The sequence below is a fragment of the Flavobacterium calami genome (assembly GCF_038290035.1).
In the GTDB taxonomy this organism is placed as follows: Bacteria; Bacteroidota; Bacteroidia; order Flavobacteriales; family Flavobacteriaceae; genus Flavobacterium; species Flavobacterium calami.
Window position 1 is genome coordinate 258633 of record NZ_JBBYHS010000003.1, and the last position, 18078, is coordinate 276710.

The 18078-nt window shown below is 33.6% G+C and carries 15 protein-coding genes; 4 read left to right on the plus strand and 11 right to left on the minus strand.

Annotated features, from left to right (window positions below; all coding sequences use genetic code 11):
- Positions 1 to 137 precede the first annotated feature (137 nt).
- Positions 138 to 911: a Bax inhibitor-1/YccA family protein gene (locus AAEO57_RS04110; RefSeq protein WP_341689782.1), complete on the plus strand. Its 774-nt coding sequence runs from the start codon at positions 138 to 140 to the stop codon at positions 909 to 911.
- A 77-nt stretch (positions 912 to 988) separates the two neighbouring features.
- On the opposite strand, the gene dinB is transcribed toward AAEO57_RS04110, so the two are convergent.
- The 3 genes from dinB to AAEO57_RS04125 all read right to left on the minus strand — a co-directional run bounded on the left by dinB (position 989) and on the right by AAEO57_RS04125 (position 6113).
- Positions 989 to 2074, minus strand: coding sequence for a DNA polymerase IV (gene dinB / locus AAEO57_RS04115; RefSeq protein WP_341689783.1), 1086 nt, complete (start codon positions 2072 to 2074; stop codon positions 989 to 991).
- Positions 2075 to 2152: 78 nt separating this feature from the next.
- Positions 2153 to 5518, minus strand: coding sequence for a transcription-repair coupling factor (gene mfd / locus AAEO57_RS04120; protein WP_341689784.1), 3366 nt, complete (start codon positions 5516 to 5518; stop codon positions 2153 to 2155).
- A complete protein-coding gene (locus tag AAEO57_RS04125) occupies positions 5511 to 6113 on the minus strand; it encodes a hypothetical protein (RefSeq protein WP_341689785.1) in 603 nt (200 codons plus the stop codon). Before AAEO57_RS04125 ends, mfd begins: the two co-directional genes overlap by 8 nt.
- Before the next feature lie 296 nt (positions 6114 to 6409).
- On the opposite strand from AAEO57_RS04125, the gene AAEO57_RS04130 reads away from it, so the two are divergent.
- A complete protein-coding gene (locus AAEO57_RS04130; RefSeq protein WP_341689786.1) occupies positions 6410 to 7348 on the plus strand; it encodes an L-threonine 3-dehydrogenase in 939 nt (312 codons plus the stop codon).
- A gap of 61 nt (positions 7349 to 7409) precedes the next feature.
- Here AAEO57_RS04130 and AAEO57_RS04135 read toward each other — a convergent pair whose 3' ends face one another.
- From AAEO57_RS04135 to AAEO57_RS04160, 6 genes are all read right to left on the minus strand, one after another.
- On the minus strand, positions 7410 to 10238 hold the full coding sequence (locus tag AAEO57_RS04135) for a VIT domain-containing protein (protein ID WP_341689787.1): 2829 nt from the start codon (positions 10236 to 10238) through the stop codon (positions 7410 to 7412).
- Between the two features lie 65 nt (positions 10239 to 10303).
- Entirely contained in the window at positions 10304 to 11449 is a 1146-nt protein-coding gene (locus tag AAEO57_RS04140) for a S1 family peptidase (RefSeq protein WP_341689788.1), read from the minus strand.
- 308 nt (positions 11450 to 11757) lie between these two features.
- The gene (locus tag AAEO57_RS04145; RefSeq protein ID WP_007808595.1) at positions 11758 to 12414 is read right to left on the minus strand and encodes a hypothetical protein; all 657 of its coding nucleotides are present in this window, start codon (positions 12412 to 12414) and stop codon (positions 11758 to 11760) included.
- Positions 12415 to 12534: 120 nt separating this feature from the next.
- Positions 12535 to 12906: a YraN family protein gene (locus AAEO57_RS04150; protein WP_341689789.1), complete on the minus strand. Its 372-nt coding sequence runs from the start codon at positions 12904 to 12906 to the stop codon at positions 12535 to 12537.
- Between the two features lie 86 nt (positions 12907 to 12992).
- Positions 12993 to 13277 (minus strand): hypothetical protein, encoded by a 285-nt coding sequence (locus tag AAEO57_RS04155; RefSeq protein ID WP_341689790.1) that lies wholly within the window; start codon positions 13275 to 13277, stop codon positions 12993 to 12995.
- Positions 13278 to 13533: 256 nt separating this feature from the next.
- Complete coding sequence (locus AAEO57_RS04160; protein WP_341689791.1) at positions 13534 to 14430, minus strand: S66 peptidase family protein; 897 nt, start codon at positions 14428 to 14430, stop codon at positions 13534 to 13536.
- Positions 14431 to 14655: 225 nt separating this feature from the next.
- Here AAEO57_RS04160 and AAEO57_RS04165 point away from each other — a divergent pair, with 225 nt between their 5' ends.
- Positions 14656 to 15747 carry an endonuclease/exonuclease/phosphatase family protein gene (locus tag AAEO57_RS04165; protein ID WP_341689792.1) on the plus strand — a complete coding sequence of 364 codons (1092 nt, stop codon included), beginning with the start codon at positions 14656 to 14658 and terminating at the stop codon, positions 15745 to 15747.
- A gap of 134 nt (positions 15748 to 15881) precedes the next feature.
- The gene (locus AAEO57_RS04170; RefSeq protein WP_341689793.1) at positions 15882 to 16421 is read left to right on the plus strand and encodes a 3-hydroxyanthranilate 3,4-dioxygenase; all 540 of its coding nucleotides are present in this window, start codon (positions 15882 to 15884) and stop codon (positions 16419 to 16421) included.
- 57 nt (positions 16422 to 16478) lie between these two features.
- Here the strand turns inward: AAEO57_RS04170 and AAEO57_RS04175 are convergent, their stop codons facing one another.
- Together AAEO57_RS04175 and AAEO57_RS04180 are read right to left on the minus strand one after the other, a co-directional pair.
- Positions 16479 to 16913 carry a type II toxin-antitoxin system death-on-curing family toxin gene (locus tag AAEO57_RS04175; protein WP_341689794.1) on the minus strand — a complete coding sequence of 145 codons (435 nt, stop codon included), beginning with the start codon at positions 16911 to 16913 and terminating at the stop codon, positions 16479 to 16481.
- A 1-nt stretch (position 16914) separates the two neighbouring features.
- On the minus strand, positions 16915 to 17928 hold the full coding sequence (locus AAEO57_RS04180; RefSeq protein ID WP_341689795.1) for a DNA-binding protein: 1014 nt from the start codon (positions 17926 to 17928) through the stop codon (positions 16915 to 16917).
- Positions 17929 to 18078 lie beyond the last annotated feature (150 nt).

Below are 18078 nucleotides of genomic sequence, written 5' to 3' on the forward strand. Positions count from 1 at the left end.
CATCAAGAGTTTCTTTTGATGGATTTTTTATTTGAAACCTTTTTTATGCAAGAAAAAATCATGTTAAAAATTTTGCTTAAATAATTCCACTTCGAAAAAACTACTTATATTTGAGTACAATTAAAAGTATTAGAACTATGAACTTCAATTCAAAAAATCCATTTTTAAACAGCAAACGTTTTTCATCAAATGCTGTTTCTAAAGCTGAGGAAGTACACGAAGCAAAAATTATTGATTATGATCAGGAAATGAGCATCTCGGGTACAATCAATAAAACAGCTATCTTATTTTTAATTTTATGTGGTGCTGCTATGGTAACATGGTGGATGGCATTTAATGAAATAAATCCAATGTTGCCAACAATTGGAGGTGCTATTGTTGCCCTTATCTTAGTTATAATTTCGGCATTCAAACCACAGGCTTCTCCTTATTTAGCTCCGGGATATGCTTTGTTTGAAGGTTTATTTATTGGAGGTATTTCTGCAATATTCGAAATAAAATTTCCGGGAATTGTAATCAATGCAGTTGCTGCAACCCTTGTTACTTTTTTAGTATGCCTTGGGTTATATAAATTTAGAATTGTAAAAGTTAATGAACAGTTCAAATCAGTAGTTATTGCTGCTACTTTGGCCATTGCGACTTACTATTTGTTGTCCTGGTTAGCCTCTTTAATATTTAATTTCACTCCTGTTCATTATGGAAACGGAATGATGAGCATCGGAATCAGTGTTTTTGTAATTATTGTTGCTGCTCTAAACTTATTTTTAGACTTTGACCAGATTGAAAAAGGAGTTCAGGAAAGAATGCCAAAATTCATGGAATGGTACGGAGCTATGGGATTAATGATAACGCTTGTTTGGCTGTATATCGAATTCTTAAGATTGTTAGCCAAAATATCAAGTAAAGATTAATTTCTTTTTCACATAAAATAGGAAAGCCTTTTTGAAAATTCAAAAAGGCTTTTTTTGTTGTGCAAAAGTGTCATTCTTTAAAAAGCAAATTTTAACTGAACGACTACTGCTTTTTTTTCTTCTGTATTTAAGTTACTCAAAGAGATTCCCAACAACCTGACAGAATCTTTCATACGTTCCTGATACAACAATTCTTCTACAGTTTCGAGAATTAAACTTTTATCCGAAATAAAATAAGGCAGTGTTTTGCTTCTGGTTTGTTGTGTAAAATCGCTGTATTTAATTTTGAGCGTGACCGTTTTTCCTGAAACATTATATCTTTTCAGCCTTTTTTCTAACGAAGCAGCTATTTTTTCAAGCTGTTCCAGCATAAAAATTTCCGAAGTAAGATTTACATCAAAAGTATGTTCTGACGCTACCGATTTTGTATTTCTTGAAGGTTTTACTTCGCTATTATGAATTCCTCTCACAACGTAAAAATAAAATTTTCCGGATTTACCAAAATGCTTTTCTAAAAATTCAATGGATTTATTTTTTAAATCTAATCCTGTAAAAATTCCCAACTGATACATTTTTTCGGTAGTGACCTTCCCCACACCATAAAATTTTCGGATTGGTAATTCTTCCAAAAAAGGAATAACCTCGTCCGGATTAACCGTTTTCTGGCCGTTAGGTTTATTGTAATCACTGGCAATTTTAGCAACAAATTTATTTACAGAAATACCTGCCGAAGCAGTAAGCCCAACTTCATTCAAAATTCGTAATCTGATTTCCTGAGCTAATAATGACGCACTGGGATTTCCTTTTTTATTCTGCGTTACATCAAGATAGGCTTCGTCAAGTGAAAGTGGTTCTACCAAATCTGTATACTCATGAAAAATTTTATGAATTTTAGATGAAATCTCTTTGTAACGATCAAAACGAGGCCGGACAAAAATAATTTCAGGGCAGTATTTTTTGGCCAAAACACCGCTTATAGCACTGCGGACACCAAATTTTCTAGCTTCATAGCTTGCTGCCGACACCACTCCACGGTTTTCTGAACCTCCCACAGCAATTGGTTTTCCTCTTAAAGCAGGATTATCCATTTGCTCTACCGAAGCATAAAAAGCATCCATATCGATATGGATTATTTTTCGATAAATTGGAGTTTCTTCTGACATGATGCAAATTTAAATCTAAAAAACATAATGGCAGAAAAAAAGGACTTCGTTTTCTAAACCAAATCCTTTTATAAATTTTTACTCGTCAAACAATTCCATTAACTCCAAAGCACGTTTTATCGACTTCACATTTTCAAAAGTCAATAATAAACGTAGCCCGTTTACGGTTTGTTTTTCTTTCATCTTGCAGAGCGAACCTTGTTTTTGAACGAAGTTTAAAACTTTTCTAAACTTAGCCGATTGATAATAATCCGACTGTTGGTCCGAAACGAAATAACCAATCATTTTGCCTTGTTTCAGAACCAGTTTTTCGATTCCGACTTTCGTTGCAATCCATTTTATTCTGATACTGTTTAACAAAGCAATAGCTTGTTTTGGCAAAGGTCCAAAACGGTCGATTAGTTTGTTTTCGAATTCCTGTAAACCGGCTTCGTCTTTTATAGCTCCTAACTCGTTGTATAAAACCAAACGTTCTGAAACGTTATTGATATATTCATCCGGGAATAATAATTCGAAATCAGCATCGATTTGAATGTCTTTTACGTATTCTTTAGTATCGATATCATTTTCCTCAGGATATAAATCTTTGAATTCGTTTTCCTTCAATTCTTCAATCGCTTCGTTCATGATTTTTTGGTACGTATCAAAACCAATTTCATTAATGAAACCGCTTTGTTCGCCACCTAATAAATCTCCCGCACCACGAATCTCCAAATCTTTCATGGCAATGTTTAAACCGCTTCCCAATTCGCTGAATTGTTCCAACGCCTGAATACGTTTTCTGGCATCTTCGGTCATTGAAGAATACGGCGGACAAATGAAATAACAGAATGCTTTTTTATTGCTTCGCCCTACTCGACCGCGCATTTGATGCAAATCTGATAATCCGAAATTATTGGCATTATTGATAAAAATCGTGTTGGCATTTGGAACGTCCAATCCGCTTTCGATAATTGTGGTTGCCACCAAAACATCAAAATCTCCGTTCATGAAACCTAACATCAATTCTTCGAGTTTGGCGCCGTCCATTTGCCCGTGACCAATTCCGACTCTTGCGTTTGGAACCAAACGCTGAATCATTCCAGCCACTTCTTTTATATTTTCGATTCGGTTATTAATGAAGAAAACCTGTCCGTTTCTCTGAATTTCATACGAAATTGCGTCACGAATAATTTCTTCATTAAAACCGACAACATTCGTTTCAATAGGATAACGGTTTGGCGGAGGCGTCGTAATTACCGATAAATCTCGTGCCGCCATTAACGAAAACTGAAGCGTTCTCGGAATTGGCGTTGCCGTCAATGTCAACGTATCAACATTGGCAGCAATAGTTTTCAATTTATCTTTTACGTTTACTCCAAACTTTTGTTCCTCATCAACAATCAATAAACCTAAGTCTTTAAAAACCACATTTTTGTTGACCAATTGATGTGTTCCAATAACAATATCAAGTTTTCCTTCGGCTAAATCTTTTAAAGTCTGCGTTTTCTGTTTTGCAGTTCTAAATCGGTTTAAATAACCAATTGAAACCGGCATATCTTTCAAACGTTCTGAAAAAGTTCTGTAATGTTGGTATGCCAAAATTGTCGTCGGAACTAAAACAGCAACTTGTTTGCTATTATCTACTGCCTTAAAAGCAGCACGAATCGCAACCTCTGTCTTACCAAAACCAACATCACCACAAACCAAACGATCCATTGGACGATCGCTTTCCATATCGGCTTTCACTTCGGCCGTCGATTTCGTTTGATCTGGAGTATCTTCGTAAATAAACGAACTTTCCAATTCGTTTTGCAGATAACTATCTGGCGCAAATTGAAAACCTTTTTCTAAACGTCGTTTTGCATAAAGCTGAATCAAGTTGAATGCAATATGTTTGACACGCGCTTTGGTTTTCTGTTTTAAAACTTTCCAGGCGTTCGATCCTAACTTATAAATCTTAGGCGGGGTTCCGTCTTTTCCGTTGTATTTGGAGATTTTATGCAACGAGTGAATGCTCACATACACAATATCATTATCGGCATAAACCAATTTTATGGCTTCCTGCGTTTTTCCTTCAACCTGAATTTTCTGCAGTCCTCCAAACTTACCAATTCCGTGATCGATATGCGTTACATAATCGCCAACCGAAAGTGCCGTTAATTCTTTTAAAGTAATATTCTGTTTTTTAGAATATCCGTTTTTAATATTGAATTTATGATAACGCTCAAAAATCTGGTGATCGGTATAAGCTGTTATTTGGTTTTCTTCATCAATAAAACCTTGATACAACGGCAATACAATCGTATGATATTGCTTTCTGATATTTTCAGAATTTGCTTCATCTAAACTTTCAAAAATATCATGGAAACGTTTTGCCTGAGTATCATTCGAACAGAACAAATAATTTACATATCCGTTAAAATGATTTTCGCTCAGATTATTCAGCAACAAATCAAATTGTTTATTGAATGACGGCTGAGGCTGAATATGAAATTCGAATTTTTTAGTGGTTTTATAAACGGGTCTTGAAGCCAATTCTACAACTGAAAAGTCCAAAGATCTTTTTATAAATGACGCCTGATTTAAAAATAATTGTTCTGGCGTGGCGTGTTTTATTTCTTTCGAAAGTTTCTCAAAAGCTTCTTCTGCTCTTGCGAATTGCTTGTCCAGCTGACTAAAAAGCCCTTCTGTATTTTGAATAAAAAGAACGGTTCTTTCAGCAATATAATCTAAAAAGCTTTCGCGATTTTCCTGAAAAAGCTTGTTTTCAACATTCGGGATAATCGTGATTTTTTTATGTGTCTGAACTGATAATTGTGTTTCAACATCAAAAGTTCTGATGCTGTCTACTTCGTTTCCGAAAAATTCAATTCTATACGGATGATCATTTGAAAAAGAGAATACATCGACAATTCCCCCACGAACCGAAAATTCGCCAGGTTCTGTAATGAAATCTACTCTTTTGAATTCATATTCGAACAAAACTTCATTGATAAAATCGATCGAAATTTTATCATTCAATGCGACTTTTAAAGTATTTTTATCGAGTTCTCTTCTTGTAACTACTTTTTCAAAAAGAGCTTCTGGATAGGTAACAATTACGGCTGGTTTTTTTCTTGAATTGATTCGGTTTAAAACCTCAGCACGAAGCAAAACATTTGCATTGTCGGTTTCTTCAATTTGGTACGGACGACGAAATGAAGCAGGATAAAACAATACGTCTTGTTCGCCTATCATCTGTTCCAGATCATTTAAATAATAGGCCGCTTCCTCTTTATTGTCTAAAACAATCAAAAAAGGCAGTTCGGTTTTCTTGAAAACAGAACGAATTATAAATGAAACGGCAGAACCAAGTAATCCTGAAAGGTTCATTTTTACCTGATTCCCTTCCAGTAAACTTGCTGCAATCTGCTCTGCTTTTGGCAGATTATCGTATGTTGTATATAAGGCGTTTTTACTCAACTTTAGGTAAATTTGGATCTACAATAGTGTTCGGGATAGCGCGTGCCGTGTCCAGCATTCGTAGAAAATCCGATTCACCTTCTTCTTGCGGAATTTTGCTTTTTTCGACAATTTTATCCATCTGTCTTTCTAATGAAACCAATTCTTTGTTGATTTCTCCAATTAAAAAAGTAACTTTTTCATCCGGAATTTTATCTAAATGAATAAATAAATCCATCATTTTTACTTTGGTAATCAAAATAGAAATTCGGCTTCTGATTTGTGGCTGATTGAATTGTGGCGGAATATTATTGTTTAATGCCATTGCTTTTTTTGCAATTGCAGAAGATTTTTTCTGAAAAGCACCGATTGTTTTCTTTGGTTTTCCGTCAAGTTCTTTTAAAAATTCACGCCATTCTTTCCATGAAGCCTCATTTTGTTCAGAAACTTCATTGATAGGTTCGTCAATAAACGACCAGCCTTTGTTGATATTATTAAAAATGATTTCCTTCTTTTTTGCTTCTTTTTGATTTTCAGCCAGACGTTTTTCGTTTTCGTTCTGACATGAATTCAATAGAAATAATATAAGCAGAAAAAGAGATATTTTGTATTTCATATAGGTAAAAATTTATTTTTTAATGGTCATATATGTTATCGCCTTTTATTTATTGGGTTTGTCTGAACAAACTTTTCTAATGGCGATTTCATCTGATAAAACATTAAGCTACAAAGTTACAAGTAAATTTTACAATTATGAATTTTGAATTACAACCATTTCATTAAGTTTAATATAAGCACGCTGAAACGAATTTTATAAAAATAAATATTATTTGTTATTAAATTCATAATTTAACATTCTAAAAAGCACTATAATTTACGAATACATTATATTTGTTCTTTAAAATCTATCCAATGAATCCAAAAATATTAATTATTGGCGCTTGTGGTCAAATCGGAACAGAGCTGACTCAGAAACTTCGTAAATTATACGGAACTGATAATGTAATTGCTTCTGATATCCGAAAATTAAATACAGATGTGGTTAATTCGGGTCCGTTTGAAGTAATTAATGCTTTGGATTTTAACCAAATTGAACATCTTGTAGAAGTCCATCATATTACTGACATTTATTTAATGGCAGCACTTTTATCGGCTACTGCTGAAAAAAATCCTGCTTTTGCCTGGGATTTGAATATGAATTCCTTATTTCATGTTTTGAATCTGGCGAAAGCTAAAAAGATAAAAAAGATATTCTGGCCATCAAGTATCGCTGTTTTTGGGCCAACAACGCCAAAAGAAAACACACCTCAATATACAATCATGGAACCTTCAACGGTTTACGGAATTAGTAAACAAGCTGGTGAAAGATGGTGCGAATATTATCATAATGTTTACGGAGTTGATGTAAGAAGTATACGTTACCCTGGCTTAATCAGCTGGTCGACTCCTCCTGGCGGCGGAACTACAGATTATGCTGTAGATATTTTCTATAAAGCTATTGCCGATAAAAAATACGAGTGCTTTTTGTCATCAGAAACCAAAATGCCAATGATGTATATGGATGATGCCATTGATGCTACGATCAATATTATGAAAGCTCCTGCTGAAGAAATCAAAATACATTCGTCTTATAATTTAGCAGCGATGAGTTTCACACCAACTGAAATAGCTGCCGAAATCAAAAAACATATTCCGGAATTTGAAATCACTTATAATCCGGATTTCCGCCAGAAAATTGCGGACAGCTGGCCTGCAAGCATCGATGATTCAGATGCCAGAAAAGACTGGGGCTGGAATCACAAATTTGATCTGGAATCTATGACCAAAGATATGCTGGAGCATTTGGGTTAATTTCAAAATAAAACAAAAAAATACCGAAGTTAAACGCTTCGGTATTTTTATATGGTTTTTTCTAAAACTCAAATTCTCCAATCAGAATTTTACTGTCGCTTTCGCGCTTATTTTCTTTCTGACTCTGGAAAACAGCAATTTTGCGTTCTTGCCTTCCATCAGAATAGTACAAATATACTTCTGCCATCACAGTTGTTGGTCCGGAAAGAATATTCTGTCTCTCTCCGAAAAAATTGGTTTTGATTTTATATTTCCCCTTTATGGCTTTTTTTAGTAAAAATTGTTCAGGACCAAAACCCTGAGTAAAATCATTACTTAATCTGCCTCCAATTTCTGTAGATTTATGAGAATAGGAACAATCTTCTCCTCTCGGATCTGTAACCCAAAGATCTATATCTGTATTGTCTTTATTCCAGTTGATTACAACACGAATGTCAACTGGAAGATTTGCTTTCAGACGATTATCTATTTTACTGGCATCAACATTTTTATTCTGGCTCAGAATATTATTGATTTCCATAATCAAAATCTCTTCAATTCCGTTGTCTCTTATAGAAATTTCATCAGTATATTCCTGATACAGCATGGATTTATAGACATTCAGCGCTTCCTGAGGTTTTTTATTGTCGATTAAAGCCAATGCGTAATCTCTGTGACTTTGAGAATCGAACGGTCTCCATTCCAGAATTTTCTCGGTAATCCACAATTCTTTTTCATAATTGCCTCTCTGTTTTAGCAGATAATATATCGTTTTGTATAATTCTTCATTTTCCAGATCGAGCTCTGCCAATGTACTCAAAACCTTTAGAGAAAGCGCTTTGTCTCCTTTTTTGAATAGCAATTTTGAGATGTCAAAATAATACGTTACCTGCTTTTCATATTTTGAACGGTTTTCAAGATATTTTTGGTAAATCAGCTCAGAGGACTCCAGATTTTGAAAATCTTTCATATACTCTTCTTTGCTTTCTACATCTACTAAAGTTATTTTACCTTTGGATTTTTCTAGTGCTTCCGCTGGCGCAGCAACTCTTTCTACAACACTTTCAGCATTATTGCCGGAAGCAATCTCTGATGATTGATTTTTGTTAGCAGATTCACTTACCATTTGTTTAGAAATTTTAGGATACTGCTTTTTTTCGACAGGTTTATATTCGGTATTCCACCATGCTACCAATTCTCGGGTTATATCAAAAGATTTGGACAGAAGGTTTTTTCTTTTTTCTAAAATCTCTTTTTTATTTCTTGAAACAATTTTGTTGTATTCAGCTAATAATTCCTGAGGCGGTGTGATTTTGTAGCGCACATAATCATACACATCATCCAATACAATAAGACTGGTGTTCTTGCTTACCACCACAAACTGTTCGCTCAGATTTCTAATCTCATCACGGTTTTGAGTCGAATTGAGTTCCAGATCATTGATTTTTCTTTGTGCCCAAAATTGTGCAATTGGCCAGTTTTCTACCTGAACAGCTGTATTAAAGTCTACAGATATTTCAAAGTTTTTATTTCCTACAGAAAAAAGAGCGGTCAGCTTACCCAAATTTGGCGACGAAATTCCAAATATATTGACTGGCTCATTTACTGCTGTTCCAATATTAGGATACAGCTCCTGAACATTCGTATTTTCTTTAAATCCTAAAAATTTAACCGGAAGTTTTTTGTAGGTTTTCAGCGCCGATTGAGTGTCTAATTCATTAAGATTAATGAAATTTCCTCCTGATTGCGATGCTAAAAGTTTAAGCAGATTAAAATCGGAAGTAGGCGTACTTACGATACTGTTAAGCGGTTTCTTGAATTTTAAAGTCAAATCACCAAAATTTGAAATTCCGTCAGAAAATAAAAGGTATTCTTCTACTCCTGAAATTTCTTTTAATGCCCCAAAGTCAGTTCCACCATCGTATTTCAGGTCAGCAATTCTGTTTTTTAATGCACTCCAGTTCCCACCAGAAACAGTAAATTCTTCTGTCTTTTCCAGAATATTATTCAATAGAACAAATGATACCGAAACATCTTTGTTATCGGAAAAAAAGGCAGTCAGAAAGTCAAACTCTTTTTGATGGTTTCTTTTCGAACCACTAAATGAATTATCCCAAATAATGGCAATTTTATTAGATTTCGGCTTTTCTTTCACAGGGAAATCCATAGAAATACTGGCTGCAAAATAAAATTTGTCATCAGAAGCTTTCTGCAGCAAAACACTGGAAGATTGATTTGCTTTTGGAATGGCTACTTTAAGACTTTCATTTGGAGTAAAGTTTTCTTTACTAATCTCAGCAACCCATTGATTTCCTTGTTTCTGAAAAGCAAAACTTCCATCCGGTTTCTCCGTGATTTTGGGAGTTGTCAGACTTTCATTAACCAACACTTTCAGACTAAATTTTGGAATACTGACTGCATTGGCAAAACTTAAAAAATAGTGATAATCCGAAGCAGAATTTTTTAATTCCTGATGATAAGTAATCTTAATAGTTCTGCTGCCTTGCGCAGGAATCGGATAAATTCTTGTACGGAAATTATTTCCGGCTACTTTTTCAATAATCCCGGGATCTATATTTCTTTTTTCAATACTTTCAAATACTTCTTTAGCTCGTTCTTTAGGAACCGGAACTGCGTCTCTTAATTTTCCGTTGATATCTAAAGCGTAGCCGCTTATGCTTACTCCTTCAGGTAACGGAATGGTCAGTTTTCCTTCTAAAATTCTGTTGCCCGGATTGTAAAATGTATAAATAGCTGTTGTTGTGGCAAGATTTCCTAAAATTTTGGTCTCAATTTTTGCTTCCTGCAGAATGACCGGATGTTTTTTTAGATTTTCTACATCCAGAGTTGGAATCTGAGAAAAAGCTGCAGTAAATATCATTAATGCACAAATAGTAAAAACTTTATTCATATTAAAAAGTGACTTTTTATTTAATTAAAAAGGAGAAAAACTAATAAATTCTTAAGAGGTTCTGATTAGAAACTACGAATATGTTTAGCAACAATTCCGAAATTAAAACCCTGTACCTCATCTACTCCGCTGAAATTGACCGCAATCAACTGACCACATTCATTAAATACCGGTGCGCCGCTGGCGCCATGTGTAGAAGTGATACTATATTGAATTTTATTCCCGTCTGATTCTTTACTTATTTTACCATCATAAAGCTGCACTTTTATACCTGAATTTGTCTTTGCCAAATCCATTCCTAAAGGATAGCCCACCATTATTGCTTTTTGTCCCGGATTTAAAGAAGCGTCATCCTCAACTGCATTGTCAAGATTGATGATGTTTACAACACTTTCCGGGGTTTTATGATCTGTTAGTATTACAGTACCTAAATCAATATTAGCATCTTCTGAAATTTTTTCGATCTCGCAATTAAGCCATTGGTCATCCGAATCATGAAGTGCTACTGCAATATTTACCGTTTTTACATATACCTCAATATCTTCTTTCGATACATATTCTTTAACCGGAATAGCTGCTGCAATATCTGTATTGGTTGTATCGGCTTCTGTATCATTTGAACTGACAAATTCTTCACCCGCTGGTTCTTGGCTTGTTTCTTCACTTTCGCCTTCACCTTCATAGTCGCCTTCGCCTTCACTTTCGTCATAAGCAGATGCAACTTTCCAGTTTGTTTCTATAAAACTTTGATACTCCTCTTCAGAAACATCGGTTGTAAGAATTGAAGCAATTTTCAATCCTAGATTTCTTATAGTAGTATTTGTTTTTTCCTGCTCTTCATTTGATGAATTCCATGGCTGTAAAACATGGCTGTTGGTCAATATTTTTCCATCTCTGTCTACAAAAAAGCCTGTTCCGAAAACCGTTTCTTCTTTTGCATCCTCATTAGTAAGCTGAATTTCTTTTCCTTTAATTTTTGCAAAATAACCATAACTGTGTTTTATCAGCACTACTGCTTCTTTGTACTCGTCGTAGATTTTTGTATCTGATTCTAAACAAATAGCAGCAGGTGGTTTTTTAAAATATTTAAAACCAAAAAAAGTGGCTGTTGAGAGAATGATTACAGCAAACAGGATAATTTTGTACACCTTTTTTTTGTTATTTTTAGATTCATGTACATCATTGTTAGGTCCGATTTTTCTAATTTTCATTTGTAAAGTAGGTCATTTATTAATATTGATTCCAGAGTGTCAATTCATAAAATTATTGATACTTGCTATTTTTAGCGGCTCGAAGGTAGTAATTTAATCATTGGATTTGACAGATAAATACTGTTATATTGTTATTTTTTTGATGTAAAGACTATTACTGTCTGTAAAAAATTTCAGGCACTTTGGCTGTTAAACAATTAGATAAAAAATTACCAAATGATGCATAAAAAAAGGGACTGTCGTGAAACAGTCCCTTCTATATATTGTGTTTTTTCTTTTTTTTTGATTTAGGGTTTTCTCGAAAGAAATTAATTTTTTAAGTCTTTTATTACTTTAAAAGCAACATCAACCTGCTCTTCTCCTACAAGGATTGTAAATTCGTTTGAAGTCGAAATTACCTCATTGATAATGATTCCTTCCCAGGCTAAACGCTGAAAAATGAAATAATAAATTCCCGGAACCACGATATTTTCTTTTGGTAACTTTACGGTGATTGAAGCCAGATTATCCAGTTTCTGAATCAGTTTTTCACGTAAAAAATGTTTTTCTACCAAATGATTGATACTGCTGCTTACCACGATATTGGTTTCGTTTACCCCTCTTGATGAAGTATAAAAGATATCAGATAAAACATTAATATCCGAAATCAAATCAGCCTGTTTGTTTAATACAGTATCAGAAGCTGCAAAAGTGTAATCTGTCAGCTCAGAACGAACCGTAATTTCACCAATGTTTTTAATGACTTTGTTGATTTTGTGGTTCAGTTTAAAATCTAGTTCTTCTGTTAGTCGCTTTAACGACATTACTACAGCTCCTTGTTTTACTTCTTTACCAAATTCACTTTCTAATTCCGTCATAATGTTTCGGGATAAAGAAGTCAAATTGATAATGCCAAGGGATAATGCATTTAACAAAAAGGGTTTTGTTTTGATGTAATTTTCTACAATCGAAGAAACGGTTTTCATAATCTTTTAATTGTTTTTTGGTAACGTAATTGTGTTAGTTTGGTTGTTTTTGATGTTATAAATCTTTGCAAAGATAAATTAAAAAACAATTTGTTACAAATATAACAATAAAAAAATATGTTAAAAATGATAAAAAGCGTCAGTAAGATGCTCAATAGCAAATGTTTCCTCGGTTTTATGAATGGCAATAATGTCAAAACGGATTTCTAAATCATCCTCAAAATCCTTTTCCCTATCGTTTATGTAGGCATTTACTGCTTTTATGAGCAGCTGAATCTTTTTTGGTTTCACAAAATCCTGTGGCAAACCGAAATCTAAACTTGATCTTGTTTTAACTTCGATAACAGTTACGATATTTTCTTTTTTGGCAATAATATCAATTTCGGCTTTTTGAAAAGTCCAGTTTCTTTCTAAAATTGTATAGTCGTTTTGAAGTAGAAATTCTACGGCAAGATCTTCACCTTTTTTTCCTAGTTCGTTGTGTTCTGCCATTTTTTGGGGTTAGATTTTTAGAGTTGAAGAAATTTCACTTTTGAAAAATAGTATGCAAAAAGTAATTCTACTAACTCAAACAGCCATTAGAATTTATGGTAATTTGTTTTTAAGATTTGATGTCCAAAAACAGGACTGTCATATTCAATTCTGTCTTGAAACTCTTGAACTTCCCATGGAGGATCAATAGGAATATTATCAATTTTATCACCGTTGAGTTTACATGATTCTGCATATAATTCATCCTCAACTAAAATAAAATTTTGTTTATGTTCAATAAACGGAAAATTAAAAGCATCTTCATGTCTTTTCAAAGTTTTGGTTTCTATCTCAATTGCTCCCCATTGATGAACTGATCGAAAAAAAATCATTTTTGTTTCTGGAATAAACACAAAGTTTATTTCATTTAAATTTTCAGCTTTTTCTTTCCATTCAAATTTGACTTTCAATAGACTTTTAAAAGTTTTAAAGTACACAATTGAACAAGCTATAATATTTTCTGAATTGCCTTTTTTTTCAGTGCAGGTAATATCACAGTCATCAACAATTATATTGTTTTTAAAATTCTGGATAGAAATCTCCATATATAATTAATTGTTAGTGCTAAAGTCCTATATGTATAATTTTTTACTTAAAAACAACAGTACTTCCTGAAGCATTCACATTAATAGAGATCGTACTTCCCATAATCAAAGCACGATTATCCTGAATATGACCCGCCGGAAAATTAAAAATCACCGGAATATTGTATTTTTTAGTCACGTCATCAATAATTTCAAGGGCATTTTTTCCCCATGGGACTTCATTGTCTTTCATTTTGGTCATACCGCCAATAATGATTCCTTTCAGGTTTTCGATACAGCCATTTCGACGTAAATTCATCATCATACGATCAATATGATAGAGGTATTCGTCTAAATCTTCAATAAATAAAATCTTGTCCCTGCAGTCAATCGCAGATGGTGATCCCAATAGACTGTATAAGATAGAAAGATTTCCACCCACCAATTCACCTGTTCCCTGACCAAAACGGTTCATAGGATGCGGTGCTACTGAGTAAGACAAAGGCTCGCCAAATAAAGCTGATTTCATCGAACTGATAGCAGCAGGAGTCGCACGCGGAATCGTAACAGGCATTACGCCGTGAATCGATTTGTAGCCCATCGTATTCAAATGATTGTGCAAAACCGTCACATCGCTAAAACCAACAACCCATTTTGGATGTTGCTTAAATTTCGTAAAATCCAGTAAATCCAGCATTCGGACAGTTCCATAACCACCTCTCACACACCAAATCGCTTTTATATTCGGATTATCCAGCTGTTTTTGAAAATCGGCAGCGCGCTGTTCGTCTGTTCCGGCCAATTGATGGTAATCCAGACCAATTGAACTTCCAATTACGGCTTCTAGGCCCCAGCTTTTCAGTAAATCTATGGTAGGTTTTAAATTATCGTCGATGTTTTTTCGGGCTGTTGCCAAAAGAGCTACAGTATCTCCTTTTTGTAAATAAGGTGGTGTTATCATATTTTGTTGGGATTGACAGGTAAAGGATTGTAAAGCAAAAATAAGGAATACGAATTTACAAAAAGCAAAAGGGCTATTTATAGGGAGGAATCTGCTTGTATTCATTTTCTTTTTGGCTTTTGATTTATTGATTAACAAAGATAGAGATTTAAAAAAATAAAATTAATTGAAATTTCTTACAAATATAAAATTTCATTAATTTCAGCAATTCAAAAGATCATTTTTATGCGAACAATTATACTTAGAATTTATTTTATTCTCTTCCTCCCGATTACTGCTTTTGGTCAGACCAAAAAATACAGCATTCACACTGTAGCCTTTTACAATTTCGAAAATCTTTTTGACACAGTTGATGATATTTATACAAATGATGATGAATGGACACCCAACGGAGTACAAAACTGGACAAAAGAAAAATACAATCAAAAACTGATCAATCTTTCCAAAGTTATATCTGAAATCGGAAAACCCGAAAATCCAAATCCGCCTGTTTTGGTTGGAGGTTCAGAAATTGAAAACAGAGGCGTTTTAGAAGATTTGATTAAGCAACCAAAACTACTTTCTTTTGATTACGGAATTATCCATTTTGATTCGCCTGACAAACGCGGAATAGATGTGGCGTTATTGTATCAGAAGAAGTATTTTAAACCTGTGACTTTTTCAAATATACCTTTATATATATTGAAAAACAAAAATGTAGAAGAAGAGGAAAAAGAAGAATCACAGGATGAAGAAACAACGAAGGCAGTTCAAAATAACAGGGTTTTTACACGAGATCAGCTTTTGATAACCGGTTTTCTGGAAGGAGAAGAAATCAGTATCATTGTCAATCACTGGCCGTCACGTTCAGGTGGAGAAAAAGCAACAAGCGAATATCGGGAAGCTGCAGGAAAATTAAACCGCAAAATAATCGACTCGTTACAGCAAATTAATCCAAATGCAAAAGTGATTACGATGGGCGATTTCAACGACGGTCCGTATAATAAAAGTATAAAAACTGCCTTGGGGGCAAAAGCCAAAAAAGCGGAAGTTCCGGAATTTGGCACTTATAATCCGTTTGAAGAAATGGCGAAACACGGTATGGGAACAACAGCTTTTCGGGATTCCTGGGATATTTTTGATCAAATTATTATAACGGAATCGCTTATAAAACCTGATTTTTCATCGTTTAAATTCTGGAAAGCCGGAATTTTCAATAAACCGTATCTAATTCAAAATACAGGAAAATACAAAGGATATCCGTTGCGGCACAGTACAAACGAAGTGGGTTTTAGCGACCATTTTCCGGTATATATTTATCTGATAAAAGAAATGTAACCGTAAAAGCGCACAGCAGTGCGTCTTTTGGTTTCAATTAATTTTATCATATCATGCAGACGCACAGCGGTGCGTCTCTACAAATTTCCTTAACTTAGCAACTCATAAACTTAGCAACTCAGAATTTCAAAAAAATGGCTATAGCAAAACCTTTCAACCTCACTAAATGGATAGACGAAAATCGTCATTTATTAAAACCGCCTGTTGGAAATAAAAATTTATATGTTGACTCCGGTGATTATATTGTGATGATCGTAGCGGGTCCAAATGCCAGAAAAGATTATCATTATAATGAAACCGAAGAGCTTTTTTACCAATTGGAAGGCAATATAAAAGTAGTCATTCAGGAAGAAGGCGAGCGTAAAGAAATGATTCTGAATCCAGGCGATATGTATCTGAATCCTGCAAAAGTACCACATTCTCCCGTTCGTTCTGAGGGTTCTATTGGTTTGGTTATCGAGCGAAAACGCGCAGGATTGGGCTACACAGACGGTTTGCTTTGGCATTGCGACAACTGTAACCATAAATTATATGAAGTGTTTTTTGAACTGCACAATATCGAAAAAGATTTCCTCCCTCATTTTGAACATTTCTACAATTCAGAAGAATTAAGAACCTGCGATAATTGCGGAACCGTTATGGAATCTGATCCGAGGTTTGTGGCTAAGAAATAATTATACACAAAATCTATAAATAAAAAACCGATAGACTTTTATTAGTTTATCGGTTTTTTAATTCAACTTTGCAAAAATGATTTTCAATTTAAGGTCTTCGCTATAATCTAGTTCATATAACAGAGAAAATATTATTTCAGATAATAATTCCTTATTGATTTTATTGTCTGCAACGTCTACGGCAATGTTCTCCATCTGTGCAATAAATCTTGGCACTATAAAACTACAATTATTTATCTCCAAAAAATATGCTGAAAGTGCAATTGAAGCTCTCTTGTTTCCATCTTGAAAACAATGGTTTTTATTAACTGAAAAAAATAAATGAGTCAACTTATCTTCTAAATTAGGATAGTAAAAATCATTTTTTAAATGTTCAATTGAACTCTCTAGCAATCCTTTATTGAGCATTCCTAAAATTCCACCTGAGTTAATAATTATTTGATCGTGTACATAAATAGCGTGTTCAGTATCAAAATAAGAGTATTCAAACATATTATCGGTCTTTTAATCTTTTAAAAATTTCTAATAGCTGCTCATCTTCCATTACCCTTTCGATTAAACTTTTGCTTTTATCTCCTAAAAAACGATTATATTCATCACTATTTAAAGTAGTTATATACGGCTTAAGTCTTTCATGAATAATATTCCTAAGACCATAATCCCTACAAGCCATTTTTGTTCTTACATCTTCTAGTTGAGGTCCCCAAAAACGTTGATTAGCAAAATCTAATATTAACTTGTCCAATTCTTTTGGGAGCAATTTTCTTCCTATTTGATTGAATTTATTTTTCATTTCATCGGCTATTCCTATTTCAAAAGAAGCGATTAATTTTAACACTTCAGAATACATAGTGTCACGAGGGTTTTCTTTTTCTTCTAATTGAAGTATTTGTTTATATTCTTTCGAATTTTCATGAAATATTGCTTCATATATACTATCTGTATATGCTGCATATTTATAATTTCCCATCTCAAGATAAAGATTTAACGCATTCGTAAACTCTTTACGATAAATAGGTTCTCTTGTTATAGCAACTAGAAAATCTTCATCTCTTTGATTAATATATTTTGTTGAGCCACCTACTTTCTGATTTAAAGTATCTATTACTATGTCTAACATGACACTTCTTAGTGCTTTAGCTTTTTCACTCTCGGTCAAAAGCATTCCTAAATTTAGAAAAGCCCTAAAATTAAAAACCCCCAGTTGTGGAGCTTTTGCACCTTCTTGCAACATCCATCCAAATTCTGCTTTGAATTCTTTTAGCAGTTTGCCTTTCAGATTAACATATCCATTATGCCTTAATTCTTCTTCATTATTAGATAAATAACGATCAATAGTTGAGTTGTCTATTCCATAAAAATCTGATAAATCTGACTTTGTGAATCGATATTCTCCATTAAAATACATTCCAATAACACCAATATGTTCTTGTATGTTTTCTAGAACAATTTTATTATTTAAAATATTCTGTCTATCGACAGAAGACATAGTTAAATCTTTTTTCATAACCAAAAATTGTTAATAACTTTAAATTGTTTACCTCATCAATAAGGGAAACATTTCATAAAAGCTTGATTTTATTGGGTTTTTCTAAAATGAAAACTATTAACAATTTGAATAAGATTCATTTTTTACAAAAGTATAATTTTTAAATTA